22 protein-coding genes are annotated in these 24,550 nt (G+C 40.4%); 13 read left to right on the top strand and 9 right to left on the bottom strand.

From position 1 onward, the window contains the following. Positions 1–25: 25 nt before the first annotated feature. Positions 26–1,441, bottom strand: a complete 1,416-nt coding sequence (locus IO68_RS28675) for an SLC13 family permease (protein WP_023013788.1) — start codon at positions 1,439–1,441, stop codon at positions 26–28. Positions 1,442–1,552: 111 nt separating this feature from the next. Beyond that, positions 1,553–2,311, bottom strand: coding sequence for a sulfite exporter TauE/SafE family protein (locus IO68_RS28670; RefSeq protein ID WP_023013787.1), 759 nt, complete (start codon positions 2,309–2,311; stop codon positions 1,553–1,555). Positions 2,312–2,531: 220 nt separating this feature from the next. Here IO68_RS28670 and IO68_RS28665 point away from each other — a divergent pair, with 220 nt between their 5' ends. Further along, on the top strand, positions 2,532–3,635 hold the full coding sequence (locus IO68_RS28665) for an HPP family protein (protein ID WP_023013786.1): 1,104 nt from the start codon (positions 2,532–2,534) through the stop codon (positions 3,633–3,635). Between the two features lie 70 nt (positions 3,636–3,705). Here IO68_RS28665 and IO68_RS28660 read toward each other — a convergent pair whose 3' ends face one another. Beyond that, entirely contained in the window at positions 3,706–3,975 is a 270-nt protein-coding gene (locus tag IO68_RS28660) for a PspC domain-containing protein (protein ID WP_007480607.1), read from the bottom strand. A 342-nt stretch (positions 3,976–4,317) separates the two neighbouring features. On the opposite strand from IO68_RS28660, the gene IO68_RS28655 reads away from it, so the two are divergent. Next, positions 4,318–4,983 carry a hypothetical protein gene (locus tag IO68_RS28655; protein WP_023013785.1) on the top strand — a complete coding sequence of 222 codons (666 nt, stop codon included), beginning with the start codon at positions 4,318–4,320 and terminating at the stop codon, positions 4,981–4,983. A gap of 54 nt (positions 4,984–5,037) precedes the next feature. Here the strand turns inward: IO68_RS28655 and IO68_RS28650 are convergent, their stop codons facing one another. Continuing rightward, positions 5,038–6,861, bottom strand: coding sequence for an acyl-CoA dehydrogenase C-terminal domain-containing protein (locus tag IO68_RS28650; protein ID WP_004877701.1), 1,824 nt, complete (start codon positions 6,859–6,861; stop codon positions 5,038–5,040). A gap of 239 nt (positions 6,862–7,100) precedes the next feature. On the opposite strand from IO68_RS28650, the gene IO68_RS28645 reads away from it, so the two are divergent. Continuing rightward, entirely contained in the window at positions 7,101–9,413 is a 2,313-nt protein-coding gene (locus tag IO68_RS28645) for a hypothetical protein (protein ID WP_023013784.1), read from the top strand. 46 nt (positions 9,414–9,459) lie between these two features. Here IO68_RS28645 and aroE read toward each other — a convergent pair whose 3' ends face one another. Continuing rightward, positions 9,460–10,248 carry a shikimate dehydrogenase gene (aroE, locus tag IO68_RS28640; RefSeq protein WP_023013783.1) on the bottom strand — a complete coding sequence of 263 codons (789 nt, stop codon included), beginning with the start codon at positions 10,246–10,248 and terminating at the stop codon, positions 9,460–9,462. A 157-nt stretch (positions 10,249–10,405) separates the two neighbouring features. Between aroE and IO68_RS28635 the strand changes: the two genes are divergently transcribed. Then, positions 10,406–10,987, top strand: a complete 582-nt coding sequence (locus IO68_RS28635) for a histidine phosphatase family protein (RefSeq protein ID WP_031234850.1) — start codon at positions 10,406–10,408, stop codon at positions 10,985–10,987. Between the two features lie 55 nt (positions 10,988–11,042). On the opposite strand, the gene hemF is transcribed toward IO68_RS28635, so the two are convergent. Together hemF and ribA are read right to left on the bottom strand one after the other, a co-directional pair. Beyond that, entirely contained in the window at positions 11,043–11,984 is a 942-nt protein-coding gene (hemF, locus tag IO68_RS28630; RefSeq protein WP_023013781.1) for an oxygen-dependent coproporphyrinogen oxidase, read from the bottom strand. Between the two features lie 133 nt (positions 11,985–12,117). Next, positions 12,118–12,720: a GTP cyclohydrolase II gene (ribA, locus tag IO68_RS28625; RefSeq protein ID WP_023013780.1), complete on the bottom strand. Its 603-nt coding sequence runs from the start codon at positions 12,718–12,720 to the stop codon at positions 12,118–12,120. Between the two features lie 304 nt (positions 12,721–13,024). Between ribA and dxs the strand changes: the two genes are divergently transcribed. The 8 genes from dxs (at position 13,025) to IO68_RS28585 (ending at position 22,194) form a co-directional block, all read left to right on the top strand. Beyond that, positions 13,025–14,920 carry a 1-deoxy-D-xylulose-5-phosphate synthase gene (gene dxs, locus IO68_RS28620; protein WP_023013779.1) on the top strand — a complete coding sequence of 632 codons (1,896 nt, stop codon included), beginning with the start codon at positions 13,025–13,027 and terminating at the stop codon, positions 14,918–14,920. A gap of 134 nt (positions 14,921–15,054) precedes the next feature. Continuing rightward, positions 15,055–15,885 (top strand): inositol monophosphatase family protein, encoded by an 831-nt coding sequence (locus tag IO68_RS28615; RefSeq protein ID WP_007480590.1) that lies wholly within the window; start codon positions 15,055–15,057, stop codon positions 15,883–15,885. A gap of 773 nt (positions 15,886–16,658) precedes the next feature. Further along, positions 16,659–18,557, top strand: a complete 1,899-nt coding sequence (locus IO68_RS28610) for a DEAD/DEAH box helicase (protein WP_023013778.1) — start codon at positions 16,659–16,661, stop codon at positions 18,555–18,557. Positions 18,558–18,974: 417 nt separating this feature from the next. Further along, positions 18,975–19,793 carry an ABC transporter ATP-binding protein gene (locus tag IO68_RS28605; protein ID WP_019385442.1) on the top strand — a complete coding sequence of 273 codons (819 nt, stop codon included), beginning with the start codon at positions 18,975–18,977 and terminating at the stop codon, positions 19,791–19,793. Next, positions 19,790–20,569: a lipid asymmetry maintenance ABC transporter permease subunit MlaE gene (gene mlaE, locus IO68_RS28600; RefSeq protein ID WP_004877682.1), complete on the top strand. Its 780-nt coding sequence runs from the start codon at positions 19,790–19,792 to the stop codon at positions 20,567–20,569. Before IO68_RS28605 ends, mlaE begins: the two co-directional genes overlap by 4 nt. Then, the gene (locus tag IO68_RS28595; RefSeq protein WP_004877679.1) at positions 20,569–21,243 is read left to right on the top strand and encodes an outer membrane lipid asymmetry maintenance protein MlaD; all 675 of its coding nucleotides are present in this window, start codon (positions 20,569–20,571) and stop codon (positions 21,241–21,243) included. Before mlaE ends, IO68_RS28595 begins: the two co-directional genes overlap by 1 nt. A gap of 19 nt (positions 21,244–21,262) precedes the next feature. Then, positions 21,263–21,895 (top strand): phospholipid-binding protein MlaC, encoded by a 633-nt coding sequence (locus tag IO68_RS28590; protein ID WP_007480583.1) that lies wholly within the window; start codon positions 21,263–21,265, stop codon positions 21,893–21,895. An 11-nt stretch (positions 21,896–21,906) separates the two neighbouring features. Continuing rightward, positions 21,907–22,194 (top strand): lipid asymmetry maintenance protein MlaB, encoded by a 288-nt coding sequence (locus tag IO68_RS28585; RefSeq protein WP_023013777.1) that lies wholly within the window; start codon positions 21,907–21,909, stop codon positions 22,192–22,194. A gap of 50 nt (positions 22,195–22,244) precedes the next feature. On the opposite strand, the gene IO68_RS28580 is transcribed toward IO68_RS28585, so the two are convergent. Then, on the bottom strand, positions 22,245–22,778 hold the full coding sequence (locus IO68_RS28580) for a hypothetical protein (RefSeq protein WP_023013776.1): 534 nt from the start codon (positions 22,776–22,778) through the stop codon (positions 22,245–22,247). A gap of 1 nt (position 22,779) precedes the next feature. Next, complete coding sequence (locus IO68_RS28575) at positions 22,780–23,793, bottom strand: CorA family divalent cation transporter (protein ID WP_004877674.1); 1,014 nt, start codon at positions 23,791–23,793, stop codon at positions 22,780–22,782. A 171-nt stretch (positions 23,794–23,964) separates the two neighbouring features. On the opposite strand from IO68_RS28575, the gene IO68_RS28570 reads away from it, so the two are divergent. Further along, entirely contained in the window at positions 23,965–24,549 is a 585-nt protein-coding gene (locus IO68_RS28570) for a TIGR00730 family Rossman fold protein (RefSeq protein WP_023013775.1), read from the top strand. Position 24,550 lies beyond the last annotated feature (1 nt).

Here is a 24,550-nt window from a genome sequence, read left to right as displayed (position 1 = left end):
AGCGCCGAAGCGCTTTTAATTTGCTTTACACAAAGAACCAATAAATAAAGATAGACACCAGTGCAACACAAAGAATATTTAGCACGAAACCAACGCGCATCATCTCGCTTTGTTGAATATGTCCTGTACCAAATACGATAGCATTTGGTGGGGTTGCAACAGGTAGCATGAATGCACATGAAGCACCGATACCAATGACAATCACCAGAATCTCTTTAGGTAAGCCCATTTGATCTGCAATCGCAGCAAAAACAGGCACGAGCAACGCAGCAGATGCCGTGTTACTAGTAAATTCAGTTAAGAAAATAATAAAGGCTGCAACGATCACAATGACCAAGAACGGAGAGGCGTCACCGAAAGCATTTGCAAGAGTTTGACCTAATACCAGTGATGAACCTGAATCTTTCAGAACAGCACTTAAAGTTAAACCACCACCAAAGAGCATTAACACGCCCCAATCAGTGTTGTCTGCAATATCTTTCCATGTCCCGATACCAAGAATCACCACTAAACAGGCAGCAAAAACTGCAATCCAAGTGTCAGGTTGGCTAATCCCAAAATGCTCACTGACGCTCTTACCGAAGATCCACGCCAATGCCGTTACCATGAACAATAACATGGTCAAAATACGGTCGCGATTCCAAGGGATATTTTCTGTTTTAAATTCCACACGATGGTTCAATTTCGGACGCAAGATCAGATATAAGCTGGCTAACATCGCAGGGAAAATAAGAAGCATCATGGGTAAGCCAACTTTCATCCAGTCGGCAAAATCATAGCCCAAAGCTTTGGCTGCAATGGCATTCGGCGGAGAACCAACCATTGTACCTAAACCACCAATACTGGCTGAGTAGGCGATCCCCAATAAGATGAAAACGAAAGTTTTACGCTCTTTTTGCACATCAAAATGAGAAAGCAAACCTAGTGCAAGCGGTAACATCATTGCCGCTGTTGCAGTATTGGAAATCCACATTGAAAGCACAGCAGTCACTAAACAGATCGCCAAGACGGCAACCCCTAAATGACCGCGAGACATGGCAATAATCCACATTGCAATTTTGCGGTCAAGCTTTTGGACATGCAAGGCTGTTGCAAGTGCGAAACCACCAAAAAATAAGAAGATGGTCGGATCTGCAAAGGTACTCAGCGCTTTGCTGGTGGTAATTGCTTTGATTTCACCATCACTGCCAACACTTGGCATGCCGACAAGGACGGCAAGCACAGGAACTAACAGCGCAGTAATAGTGATATGAATGGTCTCAGTTAGCCAAAGAATACCAATGAATAAAAGTAAGCTTAGCCCCTTATTGGCATTTTGCTCATAAGGGAGAATTTCATATAAACCGAAAGACAGCAATGCCGCAATTGCAATGATTACCCAACCGCGCAATAGGCCTTTAGGCATTGCATTGGTGGGTGTTTCAAGGTGAGGAACATTCATAAAATATCCTTATTTGAGTTGTTATTGCCACTTAAATCTAGTGACCAGATAACCTAAAATATCTGTCAATCTTGCGTAAATCCAAGTTTAACGATCACAATAAACACTGTTCTAAATAAGCTCCATGCCTTGCCATAATGCATTACAGCCAAGTAGCATTAAAATGGTAAAAATGATCAAATTGAACTTTTGCTGGGAAATATTAGAACGGATTTTTGCGCCGAGATAAACAAATAATAAAGATAAAATGGTTACACCAATCAACAGATAAATTTGTGAGGGCTGAAAGGTGTAAAGCGTTGGATACAGCAGCGAGAGCTGAATTAATTTACTGGCAAGGAAACACATATTGCTGATCATGACCACATCGGTTTTGTCATGCCGAGTACTGAGTAGATACATCATCAGAAAGGGTGCCATGGCATTGGTTGCGCCGCCAATCACGCCTGCGAGAAAACCAAAAATCAGCATATTTTTGAATGAGCGGCTGACTTGAAACGGCTGTGATCTAAACTGATCGAGCACATACAGTAAAATGACTGATCCCATGATAAGTTTCAGATAGCCTTCATTGACATATAAAAGTAATCCCACGCCAATAAAGCTGCCGATGAGACTGCTTCCAATTAACCCCCAATATTGCTTTAAATAATGGAGAATATTTTGGAAAAAACTTTGGTTTTTGCTCGCCTGTAATAGACTGAGATTTAAAATAATACAAGGAATAATGACCATTGCCACCGCTGTTTGCAGTGGATAGAACATGGATAATGCAGCCGTACTGACCATGGGAAAGCCAAAGCCGCTTAAGCCATGTAGTAGTGCCGCAAATGCACATAAAAGTAAGGTCAATACTTCTGTTTTATGCAAAACCGTTCCTTGACAGGAGTGAAAATAAAACCAAGCGTGAATTGTATTGTTCTCTGACAATATTGGAATTCAACTATCGGATAAAATCACAAGAAATTACTTGAACAGTAGATTATCAGAATATCTGTTAACTTTAAGATGTAACTAAGATACACCTTATGGTTGTTTCGGCGTATACTTGCGCCACCAATCAAAACAATACTCTCTAGCAAGGTGAATTGTGAGCTATACCCAATCAGACTGGCTTAATTTTCTAAAACCAAATTATAAAGTTCTCCCTGTCAAAGAAAGGATCTTATCTGGTGTAGGTGCGTTATGTGGTCTCGCAATTTCCTCATTGATCAGTTGGTATGTTTTGGGTGGGATCAATGCTTGGTATATCGCACCAATGGGAGCTTCATCGGTCTTATTATTTGCTGTCCCAAATAGTCCTTTAGCACAACCGTGGAATGTGATTATTGGCAATATCTTGGCTAGTGTGATTGGTGTTACTTGCACGCAATTACTTGCAGATTCAACCACTGCGTTTAGTCTCGCGGTTGGCTTTGCTATTTTTATGATGATGACCACGGATTCTTTGCATCCACCCAGTGGGGCTGTGGCGATTACTGCGGTACTCGGCGGTGATGCTGTACATCGTTTAGGGTTTCACTTTATTCTGTATCCTGTGTTGTTAAATTCGATTTTATTGCTGTTATTTGCAGTATTTTTTAATCGATTGATTGGCAGACATTACCCGCTGACAGCTCATTTAAATGAACGTTCGAAAGATCCAACGCCGACACAGAAGGTTTCGATTCAACCTAAAGATATTGAATATGCGTTAGATCATCACACTGAATTATTGGATATTAGTCAGTACGATTTAGAAAAAATCATTTTGCAAGCGCAAGTCCATGCCAATGAACGCTCCATGAGTACTTTTGTTTGTCAGGATATTATGAGTCGAGATGTGATTCGATTACATGAAGAGGATGATATTTATCAAGCATTAGATAAATTTAAGTCGGTTAACTTAATGAGTTTACCAGTGGTCAATGCGCAAGAGAAATTGGTGGGGACGTTGGCTTTGTATGAGGTTGTGGAATGGTTCAAAGGTGCGACTGATCCACGAAATTCATGGCAACACTATGTAAAACAAATTATGAGTCGTCGTGTTGTAACGGTTGAACCATCGCAACCCATCCAAGATCTAGTGCCTTATTTCGTAGAGAAATCTTTTAATTATATTCCTGTAGTCGAGCAGGAGCGTCTTATTGGAATCGTGAGTCGTGCTGATATGATCGCTGCTTTGCAACAACAAATAAATCGTCAAAATAGCTAATTCAAAATAAAAAAAGCTACGGTTGTATTAGGGGTAAATCCAACCGTAGCGACCAAAGAGGAAAAGGTGATTAACGTCTTAAGTTTTGATCCTCATAAACTGTTTTAACAGGCTGGTTGTAGCCATGTACGTGTTCTACTCGATTTGTCTGTTGTTTAGGAATGACGAGCCATAAAACGAGGTATACCAAAATACCGGGAAAGGCTGCACTCATGAGTGAAACAATGACAAAGATCAAACGTAATAAATTTGCATTCCAACCAAAACGTTCCGCAATACCGCCCATAACACCAGCGACTATGCTTTGTTGGCTTGAGCGATATAAACCAGAATTGGCCATCGAGTAGGTCTCCTTAAATTCATGAAACAGCAGTAAAAAAATTAAAATCAGGATCAACACTGCTGTTAATTAAGAAATATGGTCAAAAATAAATTTTTAAAGTTCTCACAAGCAAGAGAATAGTTACGGTGTGTAAACTGCTGATGGAAAAACCGACAGTTTCGCCTAAAATGCACTGACTTAAGGCATACTGCTTTGTCAATTTGCTATTTCAATCCTATCGTTAGCACAACTTACCTTGTTTTCACGCAATATTTACGTGAATAAAACCTGTTTAATATTTATACGGGGTGGTGAAGTCATGAAAAAAGATAACGATATTGATGTTAGAGAATTATGAATATGCAGTTCAGGTTATTCTTACAATATATTAGTGTAGGAGCTGTATTGAGTTTAGGGTTGAGTGCTTGTGATAGCCATCACCCAGAGTCAATGAAACAGCAACCCCAGACGCAACAAGAGCATGAAGAACTTTCCGATGATATGGTTTTAGAGGATGAACAAACTGTATCGAGTGAAGGCGTTTCACTTACTGAGATTGCGGGACAAGCAACTATTCCACATGTTGCATCTAAACGTATGGAAAAACCTTCTCAGCAGGATTTGATTTATGCTGGGCGTTATCATGCGCGTATTCCATGCTCAGATCCTTTTGCTGGATGTGTGAGTAATGAGAAAGAAGCAGAATATATTATTAATCTTTTAGATGATGGTTCGGTGTATTGGATCAATACCAGTTTTGGTCGATTAGGTTCAGATCCTTCTCGTAATATGACCAAGATTGAACAGATGTGTAAACAGGTTCAGTGGCATGCACACAAAGAATTGAATGAAATCATGATTCGTTGTGAAAATGCGAACGTCAATCTTTACTATAAGATCAATAAAGAGCAAAACCTTGTTTTAGATTTAGACAAAATCTGGAATGGTGATCACGGACAGAATCGTCATTTCTTTAAAGAATATCCATTTCCAAAGAAAGCTTATGTCTTTGAAAAAATTGAATAGTTAAAAGTTAAGCATAAAAAAGAGCGCCTAGAGCGCTCTTTTTTACAGTTCCGATTAGTAATCGAAGCTGAAGTGTTCTGGTGCAAGAGAGGTCAATGTACGAGAAGTCGATACCATTGATTCTGCATGACCTTGAGCGCGTGGCAATAAACGATCAAAGTAGAAATCAGCAACTTTGATTTTTGCTTTATAGAATTCTGGTGTTTCAATGCCATTACCTGCTTCTAGTTTTTCAGAAGCAATCACTGCTTGCTGAGCCCAGAAATAAGCCATCATGACATAACCAGAGAACATCAAGAAATCAGCAGAAGCAGACGATACGATGTCACGGTCTTTACGAGCTGCAAGCATGATACGAACAGTCAATGTGTTCCATTGAGCGCAAAGCTTAGTTAAGTCCCAAGCGAAACGACGTAAATACTTGTTACGCGCATGGGCAGCACAGAACTTTAAGATTTCAGCGGTATAGTCACGAACAACTTTACCTTTTGAGCTTAAAAGAACTTTACGACCTAATAAGTCAAGTGCTTGGATACCCGTTGTCCCTTCATACAATGTAGAGATACGCGCATCGCGTGCGATTTGTTCCATACCCCATTCTTTGATGAAACCATGACCGCCGTATACTTGCATACCATGATTCGCAGCTTCCAAACCTAATTCAGTCAAGAAACCTTTTAAAATCGGCGTATAGAAACCTAGTTTGTCATCAGCAGCTTCATAAGCAGCTTGATCGCCATTTACTAAAGCATCTGTCATTTTGTCTGCAAGTTTTGCCGCATGATAGATCATTGAGCGACCGCCTTCTGCAACCGCTTTTTGAGTTAACAACATACGACGAACATCAGCATGGTGAATAATCGCATCAGCTACACGCTCAGGCTCTTTCTTACCAGAAAGGGCACGCATAGACATACGATCTTTCGCATAAGGTAACGCACCTTGGAAAGAAAGTTCAGCGTGAGCAATACCTTGAACAGCAGTACCGATACGAGCAGTGTTCATGAACGTGAACATTGCATGTAAGCCTTTGTTTACTTCACCGATGAGGTAACCAGTTGCATTGTCAAAGTTCAATACAGCAGTTGCAGAAGCACGGATACCCATTTTGTGTTCGATTGAACCACAAGAAACAGTATTACGCTCACCTACACCGCCATCAGCAGTTGGGATGAATTTCGGTACGATGAATAACGAAATACCACGAGTACCAGCAGGTGCATCTGGAAGACGAGCAAGTACGATATGGATAATGTTCTCTGTTAAATCGTGTTCACCCGCAGAGATGAAGATTTTAGTACCAGAGATTTTATAAGTACCATCAGCAGCAGGTTCTGCTTTAGTTTTTACTTGACCTAAGTCAGTACCACATTGAGGTTCAGTTAAGCACATTGTGCCTGACCAAGTTCCTTCAACGAGTTTAGGCATATAAGTATTTTTTTGCTCATCCGTACCGAACTGCATGATAGTGTTCATACAACCTGTACTTAAACCTGGGTACATAGTGAATGACCAGTTTGCAGTACCCATCATTTCTGATTTGATCAGGTTTAAAGACATTGGTAAGCCTTGACCACCAAACTCTTCTGGGTAAGAAAGACCTTGCCAACCACCCATTACGAATTGATCGTAAGCTTCTTTGAAGCCTTTAGGTGTTGTTACTTCGCCGTTGTTAAACGTACAGCCTTCTTCATCACCTGATTGATTGAGTGGAGAAAGTACGTTTTCGCAGTAATCTGCCGCACCTTCAAGAATCATATCAACAGTATCTTTATCGGCATTTTGTCCACTTGCCAAAGTTTGGTAGTGTGCAGGATAATCAAACACTTCATTCATTAAGAAGCGAACATCACGGAGAGGGGCTTTATAAGCTGGCATAATCTTAATCCTGTATTTGAATCATTTTGGATTATCTGTTTCGATACTTTGATTATTCACAATAGTGATAAAAATGCATTGATAAACACGGTTAAAAACAGTGTCAGAAAAGCTAATTTTGTAAGAATTTGATTCGTAGAAAAGTCATTCTTTACTAAGTGTTCTTCATTCGCTTTGAAGATGGTCATGATAACTCTAGTTGTTGAAAGTATAATGATATAAAGGTGTTCGATAAAGCTATGCGTTTAAAATATTTAACTTTATGTTTGTTGGGTCTTAGTCTTTCTGCGTGCTCTCAGCATGTCATTAAAACCAATTCTAGCTCTGTAAATTTAGAGCAAAAGGCCATCAATAGTATCAATGCGATGTATGAATATCCGAGTTATGATTATCGCGGAAAATTTAATATTCATGTCAACCTTGATCAAAACAACACAAATTCAAAAGACGGTAAAGCGCAGTTAGATGTAGCTTTAAAGCAAAAAGTTGATCAATATTTACGAGATCAAAAAGTCAATTTAAATGCCAAACAAAAACAAGCGCTGTATGTTGCATTGGCACAACAGCCAAAAACTTATAGCACCAAGGCAGAAAAGTTTACCAGTGCAATGACCAATATTTTGAATGATATGCAATTTGAGTATGATGGCTCAGTGCACTATCGTCAAAAAATGGGATCATTTAATTTAACGGCTCGTTATGAAAAGCCAACGTTATTGGTGCAAGCAAAAGTACCGATGGTGTTGGATTTAAAAGATTATAAGTTTTACATCAATTATTTTGCTTTGATGCCGTATTTGGTCAATAAAGAAAATCAAAATAATCTAGCGTATCTCGATTTTTCTAAATATCAGGGATTATTCAATCAAGTTGATTTCAAAAAATTTGCTGAATATGTCAAAGCTTCAAGTGCGGTTTACTATCGCTTAGCAGATCAAAATAATATTCAGGCCTTATCCCTTTCTTCTGCTGATAAAGCGGCTGGAGTGGTTGAAAAAATTCGCTTAAAAACCTCGATTGAAGAGCTAGTTTTACAAGCAAATTTATATAGCAAAGTGAATGAAAAATACTTAATGCAAAGTGTTTTGAATTTTAATGAAAAGAGTCTAGAAAAACTGGTCGCTGATGAAGTGAAAGCTTCAGAGCAGTCAAAATCTAATCATAAGCTTGAGCATAAAGATGCTACAGACGACGCAAGTGTCGTGAGCCAACAACTCTATCATTTAGTGAATAAGCATTTTGGCGTAGATGATGAAGAGGATTATGCTGCGGAAAGTGATGAAGATATTGCTGATGCTACGCAAGAAGCTACAGATGCAGATGAGTATGCAACTGAAGATGAAGCAGTTGTCGCGAGTGCGGCAGATGATGCAGAGCAAGAAGGGCTGAGTGCAGCGCAATGTAGAGAATTGTATAACGCTACGCAAATGACATATGGCGATGTTCAATATTGTGAAAGTATCTATGGCATTGATGTATTTAACAGTGCGGATAAGACACCAAGCTTTATTACCACAATCTCTAAATTACAAAGCGTAGAAAAAATATTTGCTGTTTACGATCAAAATCAATTTATTGATGACCATGCGTTTAAAGCACTCTGGATTAAACATCAAGCTGAGATTCAAAAAGCATTACCACCAGTTGATAAACGTAATCCATTTGTGATGGATGTTGGTTTGGATGCCCAAGGTCGCGCTGTAAAATTAGACTATGATTTGAATTATGCACTGCCTGAGTTGAAATCAAGTTTTAATATCAAAGCGGATATGTATGTCAGCAATTATGGTAAAGCAACACCAATCGATCAGGCACAGTTAAAGCGTGCCAAAACTTGGGCTGAGACAAGCAAAGGTTCTATGCTTGAAAAAGCAGTGAATAGTTTCTCTGAAAAGCTAGGTCAAACGGGAGTTCAAGAGCATTCTGCTGAGCCTTATACTTTGTCTTTAGATGATCAGCTTGAGACGATTGCAGCTCAAAAATATGATGCGACCCATTCTTATGAGCAAACTTTTAAAGCAGTATTTATTGCAAAACTGACAGAAAGCACACCACAAATTGTTGAACGTTACTCAAGCAAAGAATTGCAAGAAATTGCGAGTGTATATGCATACTGGTATTCAGACGAAGATGTGTATAACCCTGAAGGTAAAGCTTTGAAAGCTATCGAAGCATTACAAAGCAAACATCATTTACAAAATGAAGATCAGTTTGATGATCGTCTTGGACGTGCTGTTGATCGTATTGTGAGTGATGCAATGCGGGGCGATAAAGATCGCCAAGAATGGAAAAAGTTAAAAGCTCAATACAAACAACCTCAGCAACTATTTGCTCAGCAATATCAGATTCAATTTGAACGTGAAAATGGTATTTCAAATGATGAGAAAGCATTACTTGCACAAACAGCAAATGTTTTAGGACAAGTGTATGTGGATGCGCGTAAGAATCAATTGTCTGAAAAATCTATCAAATCATTGAAGATCGAACATAATGAATTTATTGATTATGAAATTTTTAAAGATGTTTATATGAAGTTAGTGAATGCTAAGTAACTAGTAAAAGAAGAGCCTGCAATTAGCAGGTTCTTCTTTTTATTATTTATAGAAAATCTTTGAGTTCAGGCTTAACACCATTCCAAATTGAAAAGGCTTCTATTGCCTGACCAACAAGCATACCAAAACCATCTGTAGAGGGAATTTGACGGGCCTGTGCTTGATCCAAGAAACTTGATGGTTTGCCATATGCCATTTCGTAAGCATGATGGAAAACTAAGGTTTCTGGTAGCTGTAATGCATCACCTGTTAAGCTTGCTGAAGTTGCATTAATCACAAAATCGTACTCACCACTTAGTTGATCTAAGCTTGTTGCAGTGAGTTCAATGTGTGCTACAGACTCTTTTAAGTCTTCAACGAGTTGTTCAGCACGAGCAAGTGTACGGTTTGCAATAACAATCTTTTTGGCGCCTGCTTGAACTAGAGGGTAGATGACACCTCGTGTTGCACCACCAGCGCCTAAAATGAGAATACGGCTATCTTTAAGTTCCCAGCCTAGTGCTTGAATCGCTGCAACCAGACCCTGACCATCAGTATTGTCGCCATAGAGCTTGCCATCTTCCATCCACAGCGTATTCACAGCTTTGGCAATCTTGGCACGTTCAGTCAGTTGATCACACAACGCAAAGGCCTGTTCTTTAAAGGGTACGGTGACATTCATCCCCATACCATTCTGGGCAAAAAATGCTTTGGCTGTATTTTCAAAACCATCCAATGGCGCAAGAATTTTTTTATAGTTTAAGTCGACTCCCGTTTTTACTGCAAAGGCGTGGTGAAGTTCTGGTGAGCGAGATTGTTCAATCGGATTTCCAATTACAGCAAATTGTTTGGTCATGAGTCATCAGGATGGTGAGATTGGTTAAAGTTTATAAAGTTGAGGGGGATGCTGCAATATTGATTTACATCTGAACATTCAAACAGGGCATGATTTCAGGACAAGAACATGCTTTGATATTTTTAGATCATTGCAAATGTTGGATCTGGTTTTAAAGATGAGTATTTATTTAATTCGACATGCGCAGAGTGAAGCCAATATCAATGGGCGAACTAGATCGCATGCTGCAATTGCACTGAGCGAGCAGGGGAAGCAACAGGCAGAACAACTTTGTGAAGCATTGCCACCTATTGCTCACGTCATTATTTCTAAATACCAAAGAACCTATCAAACCGCAGAACCAATTTTACTCAAGTATCAGATCACAGCAGAAGTCGACGACAACTTGCATGAGTTTAGTTATCTTTCGGAAAGGAGGTGTGCCAATACCAATCTGGATGATCGTAAGCAATGGGTCAATGCGTATTGGGAAAGAATGGATGATGAATATCGTGATGCCGATGACGCTGAATCTTTTGCTGACTTATATGGGCGAGTGCAATGTGTTCATGAAAAATTAAGTCAATTAGCGCAGCAATATGAGCATAAGAATTTGGCCGTATTTACACATGGTCAGTTTTTACAATTATTGCTCACCCTAAAACATGCACCGCAGCCATTGAGTCGAGAATTGATGCAAAATTTTAGATCAGACCTAATTCAGCGCCCCATCCCCAATACCGCAATATTTTTATTTTAATGTTTCAAGATAAGATTTCATCCCTGAGCTTTATATCAGGGATGAATCATTTCATTTACTTCTCTAAATCTAACCAATCTCTTGGTTTTAAATAATGGTCAGTAAGTCTTTTTTCAGGTGAGTTTGCTTCCCATTCAGGACGATAAGACCAACCCGCTAAATTGGGCAAACTGACGAGAATTGATTCAATGCGGCCACCCGTTTGTAAACCAAACAACGTACCACGGTCATAAACCAAGTTATATTCAACATAACGGCCACGACGATACAGCTGGAACTCACGTTGTGCTTCGGTGTAGGGTTGTTCACGATGCTTTTCAAAAATCGGTAAAATTGCTTCTAAATAGCCATTACCAACTGCTTGGATATATTTAAAGCAAGTTTCAAAATCCCATTGATTTAAATCATCAAAAAATAAACCACCAACGCCACGTTGTTCATCACGATGTTTTAAATAGAAATAATCATCACACCATTGCTTATGTTCAGCATAAACATTTTCACCAAAAGGTTGGCACAGGTCATAAGCTGTTTGATGCCAGTTTAGGACATCTTGATCATCTGGATAGAAAGGGGTTAGATCAAAACCCCCACCAAACCACCACACTGGATCTTGTCCTTCGGGTTCAGCGACAAATAAGCGTACATTTGCGTGTGAAGTTGGAATATTAGGATTTTTAGGGTGAATAACTAAAGAGACACCTAATGCTTGTGCCTTAGCACCTGCAATCTGTGGATGGCGCTCAGTGGCAGAAGCAGGCAATTTACTAATATTAATGTGGGAGAACATCACCCCACCTTTTTCAATTACATCACCATTTTGCAGAACACGAGATCGACCACCGCCGCCTTCAGTTCGCTGCCAATCATCAATGATAAATTCTGCGGTACTACCGCCTGCACGTTCCTGTTGCTCTAGTCCTGCACAAATGCGAGCTTGTAGATCGAGTAAAAACTCACGAACACGTTGAATATCAGCTGAAGTTGGGTGCTGCATGATGATCCTCTTAAAGTGATCTAGGGGTTAGTTACATCAAAGCATAAATCCATAAAAAAAATAAGGGATTTTTAATTATAATAATCAAAAATCCCTTAACTGCTTTATTTTTGAACGGCTTGTAAAAAGTGAATTAGAAGTCATCTTTTTTATAAAGATGATCCATACGCTCACGTTTGGTTTTTAAATAATGCTCATTAAATGGGTTACGACCTACAGTTAAAGGAACACGTTCAACGACATTGATGCCCAAATCAGTCAAAGCTTTTAATTTTAATGGATTATTCGTTAATAATTTCACTTCTTTGATTTGAAGGTGATCCAACATAATACTACACATGTCATAACAACGTGCATCAGCTGGAAGGTTCAATAATAGGTTTGCATCAACGGTGTCATGACCTTGATCTTGCAGTGCATAGGCACGGATTTTGTTGGTTAAACCAATTCCACGACCTTCTTGGCGGAGATATAAAATGACACCTTGACCTGCTTCGTTAATCAAACGTTGAGTCGCTTGTAACTGTGGGCCACAATCACATTTAAGTGAGCTGAAAGCATCGCCAGTCAAACATTCTGAGTGAATACGTACGAGTACTGGTTGGTTGGGAGCAGCTTCTAAACCTTTAGAAAGCGCCACATGTTCTTCGCCCGTTTCTGGGTCTTGAAACACGGAAATATTGAAGTCACCAAAAGCGGTTGGTAGCTTTGATGTTGCAATAAATTCAATTGGCACAGAGAGCTCGCTATGATAATAAAAACAGTGAAAGTATAGCCTAATGTGTGAAGATTGCGTGAATTGGAATTTCTGATTTTTCACATAAGTTTTTCTTTTTCATACAAAGCACACAATAATGGTTGATAAACAGTGACATAATTCAGGATAATCTGCGAGCCAATCTTAGATATTGGCATGAGAATGTTCAGCACTACATCATTCGCTCATGTGGCTGATTGAAGGTAGATCGTATTTAATTGTATGATTGCCCCCATTTAACCCAGCTTCGGATTTGCCAGGCTTAAAAAGGCTTTGCCACATTATGTTGTATACCGAAATTCCAACTCAACGCCCTGTTACGCCATTGTTAGATGGAATTGATCATCCACAACAATTACGTCAGCTCGAGCAAAGCCAACTCGCACAAGTGGCGGATGAGTTGCGTCAATATATTTTGTATGCAGCAGGACAAAGTGGTGGTCACTTTGGCGCAAATTTAGGTGTAATCGAATTAACGGTTGCACTGCATTATTGTTTTAATACGCCGCAAGATCGTTTGGTTTGGGATGTGGGCCATCAGGCTTATCCACATAAAGTCCTGACTGGACGTCGTGAACGTATCACTACTATTCGCAGTAAGGATGGTCTTGCAGCATTTCCTGCACGTGATGAGTCTGAGTTTGACACATTTGGTGTGGGGCATTCCTCGACTGCAATTTCTGCTGGTTTAGGTATGTCACTTGCACGCCGCTATCAAAAAGATCCATGTGATGTAGTTGCGATCGTCGGTGATGGGGCAATGACTGCTGGTATGGCTTTTGAAGCCATGAACGATGCAGTTGCTCATGATGCTGATCTTATTGTTGTACTCAATGACAATGATATGTCGATCTCTTGCAGTACGGGTGGTTTTGCTAAACACTTGGCTGCGATTTGGGAAACAGGTCAATTGGTAAATGTAGATGAACAAGGTGAAGCCTATGTTCAACCACATCCAAAGTGGACTTATAACTCTCGTTTACATCAGTCCGCGACTGATGCCGCAGATAACTTATTTAAAGCAATTGGTTTTGATTATTTTGGGCCATTTGATGGTCACAACGTTGAGCAATTGGCACAAGTTTTTAGTGCGCTCAAAAAACGTAAAGGTCCACGTTTAGTTCATATTTATACAAAAAAAGGTAAAGGCTTCGCCCCAGCGGAAGCAGATCCAATTACCTATCATGCAATTACCAAGATCGCACCAGTAGCAAATGCACCTGTAAAAAAAGCACCACCAAAGTATTCAGATGTGTTTGGGCAATGGTTGTGTGATGAAGCTGCTCAAGATCAGCGATTACTCGCGATTACACCTGCGATGTGTGAAGGCTCTGGCATGGTGAAGTTTGCACAGCAATATCCAGAGCGTTTCTTTGATGTAGCAATTGCTGAACAACATGCAGTGACCTTAGCAGCAGGTATGGCATGTGAAGGTTTAAAACCTGTGGTTGCAATTTATTCAACTTTCTTGCAACGTGGTTATGATCAGTTAATTCATGATGTTGCATTACAGAATTTAGATGTGACTTTCGGGATTGATCGTGCTGGTTTAGTTGGTGAAGATGGTCCGACGCATGCAGGTGCATATGACTATGCTTATATGCGCACTGTACCAAACATGGTGATCATGGCGCCGAAAGATGAAAATGAATGTCGCCAAATGCTACATACTGCTTACCTTTATGAAGGGCCAACTGCCGTACGATATCCGCGAGGTGCAGGCACAGGTGTTGAAATCCAGCAGCAGATGACTGCTTTGGAAATTGGTAAAGCCGAGATTGTTGCTGAATTTAATAAAGAAGTAGATCAACAGATTTCTATTCTAGCTTTTGGTAGCCGAGTAGCCCCATCAGTTGAAGCCGCACAGCAGTTTGCAAATAAACATGCTGTAGGTGTGCGTGTGGTGAATATGCGTTTTGTGAAGCCATTGGATGAGCAAATCATCCGTGACCTTGCGGATAGCACACAACTTTTCGTTACAGTAGAAGAACATGCTGTGATGGCTGGTGCTGGAAGCGCTGTTAACGAATTCTTGGCGCAAGCACAAATTGTAAAAGCTATTTTGAACTTAGGTTTGCCTGATACTTTCCTTCATCAAGCAACGCATCAGCAAATGTTGCAAGCCTGTGGTTTGGATGGTTCAGGGATACTTGCTTCAATTGAGAAAGCTTGGTTTTAGCTCTTAAGTTCATGTAAATGTGAGCAATAATTTTTCGCAACATTTTTCCCCTAAAAGCGCTTATATTTGATAGAATATAAGGGCTTTTATGCATTATTCTTTGTCAAAATCTTCAAATTTGTAGTGGGTGTTCAATGGAACCTATGGTGGTTATGGCTGCGCGTGCGGCTCAAACAGTTGGTCAAGAGCTTTTAAAGGCACATCAGAATCGTCATAAGCTCGATTTACAAGTTGAAGAAAAAGGCATCGATGGTCCAGTAACGCGTGTAGACCGTTACATCGAACAACTTACAATTGATACGCTTCGTAAAAGTTATAAAAACCATAGCTTCCTTGGTGAAGAGTTTGGTATGCAAGAAGGTAAAGGTCACGACGCAGATTGGTGTTGGGTGATCGATCCTTTAGATGGTACTCAAAACTTTATCAACGGATTCCCTCATTTCTGTATTTCTATCGCTGTACAACACAAAGGTGTAACGCAACACGGTGTGATCTATGATCCAGTCCGTGATGAATTGTTCTCTGCAAGCCGTGGTCGTGGCGCAGTCATGAATCAACGCCGTATTCGTGTCAATGTAAAAGATAATTTAGAAAATACGTTCCTTTCTGTTGGTCATCCCTACCGTGCAAAACGTAATGGCGAAATCGTTTCTTATGCAGAACAGCACTTTGCTTCATTATTGGCGGTAACTAAAGCAGGTTCTCAAATTCGTCGTGGTGGTTCAGCTGCATTAGATTTAGCTTATGTTGCTGCTGGTCGCTTTGATGGTTTCTTTGAACTTGGTTTAAAACCGTGGGATATTGCTGCGGGTGAGTTGATCGTGAAAGAAGCGGGCGGTGTTGTTGTTGATGCTCGTGGTGGAAATGAATCATTTGATAATGGTCAAGTGCTTGCTTGTTCATTGAAAATGTTAAAACCATTAATGCAAGCCGTTGTCCCAGCTTGGGGTGAAGCTGCAAAATAATTTGTAGATTTAAACAAAAAAGCCCTCATTGTTTGAGGGCTTTTTTGTTTTCGGGTTAATGGGGAGTTATGAAGATTATTTATGAGAGTGAGCTATTTTATATAGAAACACACCATGAAATACAGACGGTTAAAGTTGAAGAGCGAAATATTGATTTTTGATTAACTGTTAATGGTAAGACATTTTTTGGAAGTGCTTTTACACTCGCCAATATTCAATATTTAATGACTAAAGATAATCGAATGGGTGAGTCTGCTTTAGGTTCTTACTTTTGGTGTGTGGATATGCTTATCCTTGATCAGATGACTCATTAGTGCTTGGTAAAAGCAATTACAAATATATTAAATGATGAGTCTTTAGATATAGGGATGATATTAACTCAAGTTGTTAATTACTATTAATATTTTGCTTTCTTTGTAGCTTGGATACAAATATAAAATGTATTGAAATAGAAAAAACCAATTAAAAAAGGTGACTTTTAAAATTATTCTGCTATAATCCGCCCACGCACTTAAATTCCAGTTCATTACCTGAACATTCAGTTCTATTCATATTAGCGCACGCTGTCCATAGAGAGGACCACATCTTGCGCCCAAATCGCTTAGCGATTCTTCAGGTTGAGGCAGTAATCAAGCGTGCGTTTAGTCCACATCGTCGTTATTCGGATCGCCGCTGAATTTCATCTATTTTCAGCTTGAGTCGCTTTGCCGCTTGTTGCCGATGTCTATTTTTGTATTTATTAAAATGGAGCACCCACAAGGGTGAAACTCTCTATGAGCAAAACTTTTGCCGAATTTTCTTTGCACGAAACCTTACAACAAGCACTTGAGGGTTTAGGTTTTACAAGCCCAACGCCTGTGCAAGAACAAGCGATTCCAGCTGCATTAGAAGGTAAAGATTTATTAGTTTCAAGCCAGACTGGTTCTGGTAAAACAGCAGCATTTTTACTCCCAACATTAAATGCTTTAGCAGGTCAGGAAACTTTTGTGCCATTTAAAGAGCGCATGAAAGCAGTGACTCAACCAAGCATTTTAGTTTTATGTCCTACTCGTGAATTGGCTCAACAAGTAAGCCAAGACGCTATTGCATTTGTACGTCACATGAAAGGTGTTCGTATTGCTGCAATCATGGGTGGTATGCCTTTTGGTAAACAAATCCAACAGCTTAAAGGCGCGCAAGTCGTTGTAGCGACTCCTGGTCGTTTACTTGACTTGGTGAACCGTCGTCAATTGAAGCTTGATAAAGTTGAATCTTTAATTGTTGACGAAGCTGACCGTATGTTAGATCTAGGCTTCTCTGAAGACTTAGAAGCAATTAGTGATTTGGCTGCAAACCGTAACCAAACATTGATGTTCTCTGCAACATTTGCTGATCGTATTATTCGTCTTGCTGAACGTATGATGAATGATCCAGAGCGTATTGCGATTGAAACTGGTCACACAACAAATACTGACATCACCCAAACTCTTCATTGGACTGATGGCTTTGAGCATAAGAAAAAGCTTTTAACTCACTGGTTATCTGACGAAAACTTAGACCAAGCAGTTGTATTTGCAAGCACTCAAGAAGATACAGACATGCTTGCAGAAGAGTTAGCTGAAGCTGGTCATTCTGTAGTTGCACTACATGGTGCTATGCCACAAACCGTTCGTAACCGTCGTTTACGTAGCATCCGTGAAGGTCGTGCAAAAATCTTAGTTGCAACTGACGTTGCTGCTCGTGGTTTAGACGTACCAACGATTTCGCACGTAATCAACTTCGGTTTGCCGATGAAAAATGAAGACTATGTACACCGTATTGGTCGTACAGGTCGTGCTGGTCGTACAGGCCAAGCGATTACATTAGCAACTTACCGTGAGCGTGGCAAAATCCGTGCTTTAGAAGATTATTTAGATGCTCGTTTAAATGTATCTGAAATTGAAGGCTTAGAGCCATCTCCACCTCCTGCACGTTCAGGTCGTGATGGCGGTGGTCGTGGTCGTGATGGTCGTGGTCGTGGTCGTGGTGGCTTTGGCGGCGGTCGTCGTTTTGAAGGTGAAGGCAACTTCAAGCGTCGTGAAGGCGGTGATGATCGTCCACGTCGTAGCTTCGATGACAAACCTCGTGGTGAGCGCCCTGCATTTGGTGGCGAAGATCGTCCACGTCGCGAATTTAATTCTGACCGTCCACGCCGTGAAGGTGGTTTCGAAGATCGTCCACGTCGCGAGTTTAATTCTGATCGTCCTCGCCGTGAAGGTGGTTTCGAAGATCGTCCGCGTCGCGAATTTAATTCTGACCGTCCACGCCGTGAAGGTGGTTTCGAAGATCGTCCACGCCGCGAGTTCAACTCTGATCGCCCGCGTCGTGAATTTAATTCAGACCGTCCGCGTCGTGAAGGTGGTTTCAATGATAAACCACGTTTTGATGCGAATGACGACAACCGTGGCAATCGCGTAGACTATAAACCACGCCGTGAGGGTGGTTTCGGTGATCGCCCTAAGCGTGACTTTGGTGATCGTCCACAACGTGAAGGTGGTTTCGGCGACCGTAAGCGTAGCTTCGGTGGTGATGATCGTCCTAAACGTAGTTTTGGCGATGATCGCCCAAAGCGTAAGTTTGGTGAAGATCGTCCAGCTCGTGGTTCACGTGAAGAGCATTTCGGTGGCGACCGTCGTCGCAAAAACGATTTTTAATCGATAAAAACCGATGAAATGAAGAAGCCAGTTGAAAAACTGGCTTTTTTATTTTGAATGAGTCATGTAGAATGCCAAAATGTCTACTAGTTCAAACTTTACATGAAAAATGAATAGGGTTAAGCAAAATAAAAGTTTCTTGAATCAAGCGTGGTCGTTCATGTGCAGTGAAGGTTTACCATGCTTATTTGTTGTACTTATGCTATGTAATGGGCTATTTTTTGCATATGCCATTTTTGATGAAAATCACACTGATTCATTCAATGCAAATTCACATCAATCTGCTTCAGAATTTCGTTCAAAGAATAACTACATAAATTAAATAATCTTCATACATCGTTTATCAAAATAAAAACAAGCGCTTAATCTTTCAGTGTATAGTATGCGTGCATAAAAAGTGCAGGAATGAATGCCATTATGAATAACAAATCTCCTCTCGATTCAGAAGCCCTCATTGAAGTTAAAAACTTGAGCTTTAATCGTGGGGAACGCGTCATTTATGACGATATCAGTCTAAAAATTCGACGTGGTCAAATTACTGCAATCATGGGTCCATCTGGTACAGGTAAAACGACATTGCTTCGTTTGATCGGCGGACAACTAACACCTGATCATGGTGAAGTTTTACTTGATGGTAAAAACATTGCAGCTATGTCTCGTCATGAGTTATTTGCTGCGCGTGCCCGTATGGGAATGTTATTCCAAAGTGGTGCACTTTTTACAGATATGTCTGTGTATGAAAATGTCGCTTTCCCAATTCGTGCGCATACTAAATTACCAGAGCATATCATTGCTGAACTAGTTGCCTTAAAGCTTGAGTCAGTTGGTTTGCGTGGTGCTGAACAGCTAATGCCAACTGAATTGTCAGGTGGTATGAATCGTCGTGTTGCCTTAGCGCGAGCGATTGCATTAGATCCTGAGTTGATCATGTATGACGAACCATTTGCTGGTCAAGATCCGATCGTAATGGGTGTTTTGACGCGCTTGATTCGTTCTCTACGTGAAGCTTTAGATCTCACTACAATTATTGTCTCGCATGACGTTGCGGAGACTTTATCAATTGCTGATTATATTTATGTGGTTGCAGAAGGCAAAATTCAGGGTGAAGGTTCTCCAGAAGAATTAAAAAATCATGCTTCACCATTTGTACGTCAGTTTTTAACAGGTTCGGCAGAAGGGCCTGTGGAATATCAATTTACGCATCAAGCATATTTAGATAGCGAGGTTCGTCCATGAATACGATTGCCTGGCTAGGTAGACTCGTTATTGAGCGAATAAAGGGGATTGGTGCTGCGTCACTGATGCTCCTACAAGTTTTATTTGCAATGCCATCACAAGGTGGTTTTCAGCGCTTTGTTTACCAGATGTATCGCGTCGGGGTGATGTCGCTACTGATCATTGCCGTTTCTGGTTTATTTATTGGTGCAGTGCTTGGCTTGCAGATGTATAGCATTCTCGTCACTTTTGGTAGTGAAGCGATGTTAGGCACAGCCATTTCATTAACCTTGCTCCGTGAGCTTGCTTCGGTGGTTGCTGCATTATTGTTTGCGGGGCGTGCAGGTTCAGCTTTGACTGCTGAAATTGGTTCGATGAAGCAAAGTGAACAACTTGCTAGCATGGAAATGATCGGTGTTGATCCACTTCGACAGATTGTTGCTCCACGTTTATGGGCTGGTATTGTCAGTTTGCCAATGTTGACGGTGATTTTTGCAACCATTGGTATTATCGGTGGCAAGTTAGTTGGCGTTGACTTTTTAGGTGCAGATGAAGGTTCTTTCTGGGGCGGTATGCAGAGTACAGTTCAGTTTGGGCATGACATTTTGAATGGCACAATTATTAAAAGCATTGTGTTTGCACTGATTTGTACATGGGTGGCGGTGTATCAGGGCTATGCTTGTGATCCAACACCAGAGGGTATCGCGACTTCGATGACGAGAACGGTCGTATATTCTTCACTTTGTGTATTAGGTTTTGATTTCGTGTTGACTGCGGTCATGTTCGGAGGGATTTAATGAAATCACGTACTAGTGAGCTGGCCGTAGGTATTTTTGTCATTATCTTCGGTATCGCTCTATTTTTTCTTGCAATGAAAGTTAGCGGTTTGGTTGGGACAAATTTACGTGATAGCTATAGCATGACAGCGCAGTTTGATAACGTAAATGGTTTAAAACCTCGCGCCAAAGTCACCATGAGTGGCGTAACGATTGGTCGTGTAGAATCTATTTCTCTTGATCCCGTCACGCGTTTAGCAACAGTAAAATTTGATTTGGATGGTAAGCTGACGAGCTTTGATCCAAAACAGCTTAAAGAAGTGCAGAACAATGCACTTGAAGAATTACGCTACAGTTCTGATTATGAGCAAGCTGATGCTGCGAAACAAAAAGAAATGGAACAGCAACTTATCAGTAACATGACCTCCATCACGAGTCTGGATGAAGATGCTTATATAATGGTAGCAACCAATGGCTTATTGGGCGAAAAATATTTGAAAGTTGTGCCAGGTGGTGGAGTGAACTATTTGAAACGTGGTGATGTTGTTTCAAATACCCAAGGTACAATGGATTTAGAAGATTTGATCAGTAAATTTATTACTGGTGGTGCTGGTAAAGCCACATCAAGCTCGACAACTGAGAGTTCAACATCACCAGCTGCAAACGCTGATGCAGAACCATCTTTTGTTGAGTAATTCAGGTTAGGAGATTGAAGTGAATACATTATTGAAACAGACTCTAACGGCAAGTGTATTATCAACCATGCTTGCAAGTGCTGCATTTGCTGCACCAACAGAGACCCCACCTGATTTTGTAAAACGTGTGGCTGATGGCTTGATTACGCGTCTAAAAGCAGATCATGCTAAATTGCAGAATAATCCTGCTTTAGTAAAAACGATTATTCGTCAAAACCTTGATCCGTATGTTGATTCACAAGCATTTACTCGTATCGTATTGGGTACTTATGCAAATAATCAGTACACAAATGCTGCTCAACGTGCTCAGTTTGAGAAAAACTTCCGTGAAGTGATTATCGAGAACTATGGTAGTGCTTTCGCTAAATATACCAATGAAAGCTATACCATGCGTCCGTTTAGATCATCAAATAGCAAGAATCCAGTGGTTACTTTAGACTTCTTGCATAACGGTGAAAAGATTCCTGTATCTTTCCAGTTGACGGATAAAGGTGATCAGTGGAAAGTGCGCAATATCAATGTGTCAGGTATTGATTTAGGTTTACAGTTCCGTAATCAGTTTGCGGCGACAGTGCAACGTAATGGTGGTGACATCAACAAAGCGATTGCAACGTTTAAACCAGATGCAGACTCTGCTGTTAGCAAAAAATAAGGTAACGATGGATGATTCAGTATATTGATCAGCAACTCGTCGTTTCTAAAACGATTAACTTTCTAAATGCAGAAGATATTTATCAAGCAGGCTTAAAGCAAATCCAACAACATAAGAGTTTTCCTTTGGTTGTTGATTTAGGTCAGCTTGAGCAAGGAAATACGCTATCTTTGGCCGTTTTGGTGCAATGGTTGCGTCAAACACCTGAGAGTAAAGGTCTGCATTTCAAAAATGTTTCTGAGAAAATGTTAAAGATTATCCAAGCTTGCCATCTACAAGATGATTTGAAATTGATTTAAATGATTCTTGTAGATAAAAAAGAGAGCTATTTATAGCTCTTTTTTTATTCCTATAGTTTGGGGAACGCAGAAAAAAGCGCGCCACAGGTTGGATATTTTTGATGTAGCTTTTTTAGATAATAGGTTTGGTCATGTTCTAAAAAACCATCTAATAGTTTCATCGGTATGCTTTGATTATTGCATCGTTGGGTTCTTCTATTCCATGCGCTAAAAGGTGAAATTGGATGATCAATTGTTATGATGTTTTTATCGCAGTGTAATAATGCCAATGAACTGATTTGATAATTTTGAGGTGTCGTCTTATCTGGTGGATACGCTAGACCAATGACTAAATTATTACTTTTTATTGTTTTGATTGAAAAATCACTATGCCATTGTTTAGGCTTGGACGAGAAAATCTTTGTTAGCAAACTTTGAAAGATAAAGTGAGGGTGCTGAAAGGTGAGCTGCTTATGGTTGCTTGAAGATAGTTGCTGAACAGATTGAAGCCGTGCAATAAACACATCATTTGGGGAGTGCGGTGCGCAGGCAAAAGCTAGGTTTATCGAAAGGGTTATATTCAAAACTAGAAAGAACCCTTTCATTTTAGATCCATTTCTTCCATCTAAAGTAGATCATTGGTAAGACTAAAAATGCCATTAAAATTGCGGTGACGATCCAAAAGCTCAAACTACCGTGTGCAAAAGGGAGTTCTTCCGTATTCATACCATAAATGCTGGCAATCAGCATAGGTGGCGCAAGCATACTTGGTAAGATCGAGAATCGGCGAATTGTATCATTCTGTTCAGTGTTAATGAATCCAGACGTAGTATCCAATAAGAATCGTACTTTCTGGAATAGGAAGGCATCATGTTCGACCAGTGAGCGGACATCTTCGCTGAGCTCTCGAATATCCGCATCATAAATATGACTGCCCAAAGCACGCGGGCGGGATAAAAACGTTAATACACGACGTAAATCGATTAAACAAAGTTGAGCTTTTCCAAGCATATCTTCTTGCTGGGCAAGCCGAGTAATCATGTCATCCAGATCTAAAATCTTTTCTCGATGATGATTATTTAGGACTTCTGTAGAATATCTTTCTAAGTCCTTGTGGATATCTTCTAAGATATCCGCAAGTTCATCTAACTTTGCTTCGAGCAATCCGAGTAAGATCCAAGTGGGATCTTTATAGTCCATATCGTAGTCATTGCGGCGCGCTCGTGCACGAAAAGCACGGAACGCAACAAGCTTTTCGCCACGCATGGTAAACAAACGGTCTTTATGCAAAATAAAGGCAACGGTTTGCACCATTGCAAGCATATGAGACGTGTCTTCAGTGTCGCCATCGACCTGATAATTTTTATTCTTTGTTAAAAAATATGTACTGATATGCAAAATTCCATCATCATCACGATAGAATCGAGCGGATGAGGAAATGTCTTCAAGTGATTTTAATGTGGGTAAATTTCGATCATAGGCATCGAGAACCCATTGTTGTTCTTCTTGAGATGGAGCGATCAAATCAATCCATACGAGTTCAGGGTGTAGATCAAAGCCCCCATTGATCGTTGCATCTTCTAGACTACCGCGCTCAGTGGCATAAAAGGCTTCAAGCATGTCTTTTTTCCTCGCGCAGTGATGTAAAGCTTTCATCATTTTAAGGAAAGCCAGCGTGTATTTTAGACAAGGATCGAATGAAAAACACTTGCCTAAACGATATTTTCTAAAAAATCTTGTTTCTTAGCCTACTTTAACAGCATGACAGTTATATAAAACGGTTTTAATTGTATGAATTCTATATGTGTTTTCTGCGGCTCCTCCCTTGGTAATGATCCTATTTACAAACAAATTGCACAAGCGACAGGCCAAGCAATAGCAGAACAGGGTCTCACTTTGATTTATGGTGGTGGTCGCTCTGGATTGATGGGCGTTGTTGCTGACAGCGCGATACAGGCTGGAGGGCAGGTGATCGGTGTGATTCCAAATGCTTTAGTCGATCGTGAGTTAGCCCACACAGGGCTGACAGCGTTGCATGTGGTGAATGACATGCATGAGCGAAAAACTAAAATGGCTGAATTGGCCGATGCTTTTATCGCTTTACCCGGTGGAGCAGGTACTTTGGAAGAAATTTTTGAACAATGGACATGGAGTCAGTTAGGGATTCATCAAAAGCCTTGTGCATTTTTAAATATAGATGGTTTTTATGATGGGGTGATTCAAACAATACAAGATTCGGTTAATCGAGGGTTTAGTCAGGCTCGTTTTGTCGAAAAGCTGATTGTTGCTGATAATATTGGTGACATTTTAAAAGCATTTACAGCATATGAACCTGCTATACCTAAATGGATGTCAACTGCTGAAATTCAGGCGTGAG

Origin of the sequence: Acinetobacter sp. COS3 (assembly GCF_000475335.1) — a bacterium.
Lineage (GTDB): Bacteria > Pseudomonadota > Gammaproteobacteria > Pseudomonadales > Moraxellaceae > Acinetobacter > Acinetobacter venetianus.
The sequence above is the reverse complement of the archived record's forward strand: the minus strand, read 5'-3'. Positions and strand labels throughout refer to the sequence as shown.